Source organism: Candidatus Atribacteria bacterium, from assembly GCA_011056645.1.
Taxonomy (GTDB): Bacteria; Atribacterota; Phoenicimicrobiia; order Phoenicimicrobiales; family Phoenicimicrobiaceae; genus Sediminicultor; species Sediminicultor quartus.
The window spans coordinates 1-6309 of record DSEL01000142.1 but is presented as its reverse complement, the minus strand read 5'-3'; the positions used below and the strand labels follow the sequence as shown (position 1 = coordinate 6309).

Genomic DNA, 6309 nt, shown 5'->3' with positions numbered 1-6309 from the left:
GAAGAAATTATTTTTAAAGATAACACTTTACACCTGGAAATAAAATCTGCGGGAATTATTTATGAAGGGAAGGCAGGTGAAAATTTTTCAGTTGTTGAGGGAGAATTGAAACAATCCGGACAGGTTTTCCCCCTTACGGTGAAGCGGATTAATGAAACAATGGAAATCCTTAGACCTCAGGAACCCAAAAAACCATATCCTTATATTGAAAGACAAGTAGAATATACCAACTTAAAAGCTGGAGTAAAAATTGTTGGTACACTGACCTTGCCCTCTGACCAGGGTCCTTTTCCAACGGTATTATTAGTAAGCGGTTCCGGACCTCAGGATCGAAATGAAACAGTATTTGGGCATCGTCCTTTCCTGGTATTAGCAGATTATCTGACTCGTCAGGGTATTGCAGTTCTCAGGGTAGATGATCGGGGAGTGGGAGAATCTACCGGGGACTTTTCTCAGGCTACATCTGAAGATTTTTCTTCCGATGTGTTAACAGGGGTGGAATATCTTAAAACCTGCAAGGAAATAGATCTCAATAAAATAGGTCTTATCGGGCATAGCGAAGGTGGTATTATTGCCCCAATGGTTGCTGTAGAATCTTCAGATATTGCTTTTATAGTAATGATGGCGGGAACAGGGTTAACCGGGGAAGAAATTTCATATTTACAGGGTGCTTTGATTTCCAGAGCCATGGGGATTAGCGAAGAAGACATTGACAAGAATCGTCAGTTTAATGAAAAGATATTTTCCCTCATTAAGGAGGAAAGGGACAAGAAAACTACCGAAGAAAAACTTCGTCAGATGTTTGTGGCTAATTGGGCAGAATTAAGCGAGGAAGAAAAAAAAGCGATAGATAATCTGGAAGTTTACCTTGAAGCCCAGGTTCAGAGCTTATTATCTCCCTGGATTAAGTTTTTCCTGACTTATGATCCCAAACCAACCTTGAGTAAAGTAAGGTGTCCGGTACTGGCTATCAACGGGGAGAAAGATTTACAAGTTCCTCCCCAAGAGAATCTAAGTGCTATTGAAGCAGCTCTTGTCGCCGGAGGAAACAAAAATTTTACGGTCAAAGAATTACCCGGCCTTAATCATCTTTTTCAAACTTCTCAAACGGGATTGCCTGCTGAATATGCAAAGATTGAAGAAACGATTTCGCCAGAAGTGTTAAAAATAATAGGAGATTGGATTTTGGAACAAACCCGAGACAAATAATGGGGTAGCTTATTTTGTTATACCATATTGCCAAATGGATTGGTTGGATTATTTTTAAATTAATTTTCCGGCTAAAAGTAACCGGTCGTGGGAGTATACCTAAGAAAATACCGTTTATTATAGTGGCTAATCATTCAAGTTTGTTAGACCCGATTGTCCTGGGAGTATCAATTAAGCCCAGAGTAATTTTTGTCGCTGCAGCCTATCTTTTCAAAATAGGTTGGCTTGGCTATCTATTAAGAAAATTTGATTCTATCCCGGTGCAAAAAGAGAATGATATTAAGGCTATAAAACAATCTTTGAAAATATTGGAAAAAGGCGGAGTTTTGGGAATTTTTCCCGAAGGAGGCATTGACCGCCAAAAGAATAATTTACCCGTTAGGGGAGGAGCCGCCTATCTGGCTGTCAAAATAGGAGTACCCATTATACCTATAAGAATCAAAGGAACAGATAAAGTTTTACCGAGGGGAGCAAAATTTATAGAAAGCTTAAACAAAATTAAAGTGGAAATCAAGAAACCAATTTTCTGTTCAAATAAAATTAATAAAAATAGGGAAATGATTAATCGGCTGGTAGAATCTTATTCCAAAGAGATATACCAATAGGAATATATTTTCTATTTTCATTAAGGAGGAGAATAAGACATATGAATAAAATTTATTTAAAAGAAAAAATAGAAATTTTGAATAGCCCAAAGTTTATCTTTGTGATAGTTTTATTTATCTTGTTCATTGTTTTAGCCAGCATTCTTTTATTAATCTGGTGGCCGGTAAAACCATCGTTTGCGGAAATAACCAATTCCTGGATTTCCTTAATAATGGTCTATTTAGTTCTCAGCGTAGCATTATTTGAAAAGCCTATTTATAAGTTATTTGAAGAATTTATTATGGCTAAAAAATCAAGAAAACAAGATTCTCAACAATCAAAGCAAGAGCAATTTCTCGGTTTGGTTTCAGATATTAATATTAGCGATTTTATTCCTTCTTATGATTTTGAAGGGGAGAATATAATTAAAAAAGAGAATCAGAATATAGATACTGTTATATTAAAAGAAGAAGAAATGACCAAGCATATACGAAAACTGCACCAAGAAAATACTAAATGGCGATTTCTCTATGCCGATACTTATCTGGTCTTATACGCCAAATATGTTTTATTCTGGTTTAATAAATCTAAATCGGTAAACCGAGAAGAATACGATAATATATGGCAGTCCAAAATATCCGAAAGCAAAGAACGACAGGCTATATTAAATGCCCTTCTTGATTTAGAATTTATTAGAAGAGAGAAAGGAGACGATTTTTCTATTACTGATTTAGGATTAGCCTACATAAATTACCTGAAAGAAATAGATAGATCAAAGGATGTGTCAAGTGGACGGTTCTCTTGACAATGTAAATGTAAAAGAAGGTTAAATGACTCAATTGATTAAAAATAAAATCTAAGCATGGTTAAATTTGATATAATTTAACCTGATATTGAATGAACTTAAAATTGATTTAAAAATATTTAAAAAGGGGGAAGTATGGCTAAAAGAATTAAAAGCGCATGTGTATATGGTATCGGGGGTGTCGGTGGATATTTTGGTGGCAAAATAGCTTATCAGATTAATAAGGATAACCTTGCTCTACAGGTATATTTTATAGGTCGAGGGGAACATCTAAAAGCAGTGCAGCAGCACGGTCTAAATCTGATCACTGATAAAGGGGAATTTCTTTGTTTTCCACGTATTACTACCGATAATATAAGGCATATTCCTACCCCGGATTTATACTTGTTATGTGTAAAGGGATATGATTTGGATAATGCTGTTACTTCAATCTCAAAAAATATTTCTGCTGACACTATCATCCTTCCCTTACTTAACGGAGTTGATATCTACGAACGTATACGAAACAATTTGCAAGAAGCAATAGTCTCACCTGCTTCTGTTTATGTTTCCTCCAGTATCGAAAAACCAGGCAGCATAAGACAAAAAGGTCCTGCAGGACATATCGTATTTGGTAAAGATCCGAAATACTTAAACTATAATTATCAGTATCTTATTGAATTCTTTAATGAAATGGGGATTAGCAACGCCTGGTACGATAATCCCTATCCGGCTATATGGAATAAATATATATTTATCACCGCCTTTAGCTTAATGACTGCCTATTCCGGAAAAACAATAGGTGGAGTACTTGCCGATAGTAAGCTAAGAAGCATGACGGAAAATATCATGGAAGAAGTAATGTCTGTGGGAAAAGCAAAAAACATAGATTTTGAGCAAGATATAGTAAATAAAAATATACAAAAAGCCCAAGCCTTCCCCTACGAAACCAAGACTTCCTTTCAAAGGGATTATGAAAAAGGGAAAACCAGGCATGAAGGAGATATATTAGGAGGAACTTTAGTTCGCTTGGCTAAAGAACATCATGTTCTAATTCCTACAATTAGCAAAGTGTACGGAGAACTGATTGTACTATAAAATTTGAATGTGCCTTTATATAGGGGAGGAAATAAATGTTACAAGAATTAATCCAAAATGGTTATGGAATTAAAGAAGACCTAAATTGTGCAGAAACTATTTTATATGGCGCTAATCAAGTTTATCATCTTAATCTAAAAGCGGATTCTCTTAAACTTGCTGCTGCCTTTGGTGGGGGAATGGCTATCGAAAGTGTATGTGGTGTATTGACCGCATCTCTTATGGTTTTAGGGAAGCTCTTTGTCCCGGATATTGCTCATAAACATCCGGAAATTAAAGAATTGAGTAAAGAACTATTTGATGCTTTTAAGCAAGAAATGGGCGATATCCTTTGCAAGCCTTTAAAAGACAATTACCGAACAGAAGAAAAAAAATGTAGAGAAGTTATTTTAAAAGCAGCAGAAATTTTAGATAAGATAATCATGAAAGAACTAAATAAAAGAAAAGGCTAATTAATCTTAATATAGGAAGTTAAAGAGTAGTTATCTTCAAAAATGACCCTCTTTTTTTACCCTTCTTCCGGAATAAAGGGAGAAGGAGCAGGTTGAATAGTGTCTTTATACTCATGAATAACTTGCTTTTTCCATTCTCCCTGAAAGTAAAAGAAGAGGGCTATAATGGCAGCTATTACATTACTTAAAGCCATTCCCCACCATATTCCGGTAGAACCAAATTGAACGCCGAGGAAGTAAGCGAGCGGGATTCTCAGTCCCCAAAGTCTTACCATATCCACAATCATAGGTTGAACATTATGACCGGATCCTCTAAATAGCGCCATAATTGCTCCGACCAAACCAAAAAAGGGGATGCCCAAAGTGAAGATGGTGAGAAAATGAATCCCTTCAGCAATAATATCCGGACGATTGGGAATAAATAGCATAAACAGAGGAACTTTTAAAGCAAAGACCAGAGCAGCTTCCAACAAAGTAATAAGAAATACTACCCGAAGACTTTTTCGGGCGATTTCTTCTACTCGATTAATAAGGTTTGCCCCTAAATTCTGGCCAATTAAGGTTATAATACCTGTTCCCAAGCCATCTACCACAATAAAAATGATGCTAATTAGTTTATCTCCTACACCATAAGCAGCAATCACTGTTTCTGGATTATTTACTCTACCGATAATAGCCATGACCAACCCGAATCCAAAGGCAGTTGTAGAGTAACCTATAGCTGCCGGCAGTCCTATTTTGAAGATTTTTTTCAGCCATTTCCAAACCGGAATTAGACTATTTGTAGTAATTTTTATTCCTTTTGTTCCTCTAAATAGAAGATAGATAGAAATAGAGGCAGCTATGCCTTGACATATGACTGTAGCCAGTGCGGCTCCCAGTACACCCAAGTAAGGAAAACGCCACCACCCAAAAATTAAAAAAGGATCAAGTATAACATTTAATGTAACGGTGAAGAGATTGATATACATTGGAGTTATAGTATCACCCTTTGCGGAGAGAATGCTTTGAAAAGTGAAAGCTACAAAAATAAAGGGCATTCCCCAGAAGATTAGCTGCATATAGGTTATCGCTGTTCTGGTGACGGTGGCTGATTTAGTAATAAGAGGAACCAGATAAGGGGTTAACATAAATCCAAAAATAGCAATAATTAATCCAAATAAAAGGGAAAGAGAAAGCATTTGACTGGCTATTATATTGGCATTTCTCTTTTCCTTTGCTCCGGTATATTGAGAAACGAGCGCCATACCGGCTATTCCGAACCCGAAAGAGAAAGAAATGAGAAACCAGATAACCGGCCAGGAGATCTGTAATCCGGCGACTGCCTCTCCGCTTTCACTGGGAGGAAGATGACCCAGCCAGAAGGTATCAGCGAGATGATATAAGGTAAGTAAAAATTGGGAGATCATCACCGGAAAGCTCAATAAAAACATCACTTTTAAAGGATCAGCGGTTAAAATTTCTTCGGAGGTGAATTTTCTCATTTGCTTTCCTCTTTAGGGATAATAAGTTATAATATAACAATTTTTGTTCTATTATACAATTTCTATCTCAATATGTTTTCCTTCTTCTTCATCCTCTACATCCACAATTTTTCCGATAAATTCCGGATCGTTCATTGCCTTATTAAGCTCTTCCATATCAATGGGTATTTTTTCTCCGCCAACATCCACGGTGTTCTTGCCTATTTTACTGGCAATATTTAAACCCCAATTAATTAATCCGAAGGGAAGGGTAACATTTACCTGTGGTTTATCACCTTTGGTGACGTGAATTTTTAGAAATCTTTTTCTTTTGGTGGAAGGAATATTGTCTTCTATTTTTTTTGATTCCCTTAAAGCGTCCAATAATTCTGTGGCTTCCTCATTGGTTATTTTCTTTTCTTCCAGCATTTTTAATACTTTTTTAATTTCTTCTTTCATTTTTAAAACTCCTTTTTTTATTATTCTGCTTCTTTCACTAATTTTACTGCCTCAGCAACGGTAATTTCTCCTCTTTCCAGAGTAGCTAAAATTTCTTTTTCTTTCAGTCCTTCACTTTCATCAAGTAATCCCAAAGTAATTAACAATTTATCCAGGCGATTTTTTACGGTAGGGTAAGAGATATTCATCCTTTCTTGAACTTCTTTAATATTTCCTCTTGAGCGAAGAAAAATAATTAAAAACTTACTGTCTTCATCAG

8 protein-coding genes are annotated in these 6309 nt (G+C 35.9%); 5 read left to right on the top strand and 3 right to left on the bottom strand.

All coding sequences use genetic code 11. The features are described 5' to 3' along the window. The 5 genes from ENO17_05555 to ENO17_05535 form a co-directional block, all read left to right on the top strand. A partial coding sequence (locus tag ENO17_05555; protein ID HER24492.1) for an alpha/beta fold hydrolase occupies positions 1–1209 on the top strand: 1209 nt, incomplete at its 5' end. 11 nt (positions 1210–1220) lie between these two features. Continuing rightward, positions 1221–1814: a 1-acyl-sn-glycerol-3-phosphate acyltransferase gene (locus ENO17_05550; protein ID HER24491.1), complete on the top strand. Its 594-nt coding sequence runs from the start codon at positions 1221–1223 to the stop codon at positions 1812–1814. A 41-nt stretch (positions 1815–1855) separates the two neighbouring features. Beyond that, on the top strand, positions 1856–2599 hold the full coding sequence (locus ENO17_05545) for a hypothetical protein (protein ID HER24490.1): 744 nt from the start codon (positions 1856–1858) through the stop codon (positions 2597–2599). Positions 2600–2734: 135 nt separating this feature from the next. Next, entirely contained in the window at positions 2735–3676 is a 942-nt protein-coding gene (locus tag ENO17_05540) for a ketopantoate reductase family protein (GenBank protein ID HER24489.1), read from the top strand. Positions 3677–3711: 35 nt separating this feature from the next. Continuing rightward, the gene (locus ENO17_05535) at positions 3712–4128 is read left to right on the top strand and encodes a hypothetical protein (GenBank protein HER24488.1); all 417 of its coding nucleotides are present in this window, start codon (positions 3712–3714) and stop codon (positions 4126–4128) included. 56 nt (positions 4129–4184) lie between these two features. On the opposite strand, the gene ENO17_05530 is transcribed toward ENO17_05535, so the two are convergent. The 3 genes from ENO17_05530 to ENO17_05520 form a co-directional block, all read right to left on the bottom strand. Then, positions 4185–5612: an MATE family efflux transporter gene (locus tag ENO17_05530; protein ID HER24487.1), complete on the bottom strand. Its 1428-nt coding sequence runs from the start codon at positions 5610–5612 to the stop codon at positions 4185–4187. A 51-nt stretch (positions 5613–5663) separates the two neighbouring features. After that, a complete protein-coding gene (locus ENO17_05525; protein HER24486.1) occupies positions 5664–6050 on the bottom strand; it encodes a hypothetical protein in 387 nt (128 codons plus the stop codon). 20 nt (positions 6051–6070) lie between these two features. Continuing rightward, positions 6071–6309 (bottom strand): DUF2089 family protein (locus ENO17_05520; protein ID HER24485.1); only part of this gene is annotated, 239 nt, incomplete at its 5' end.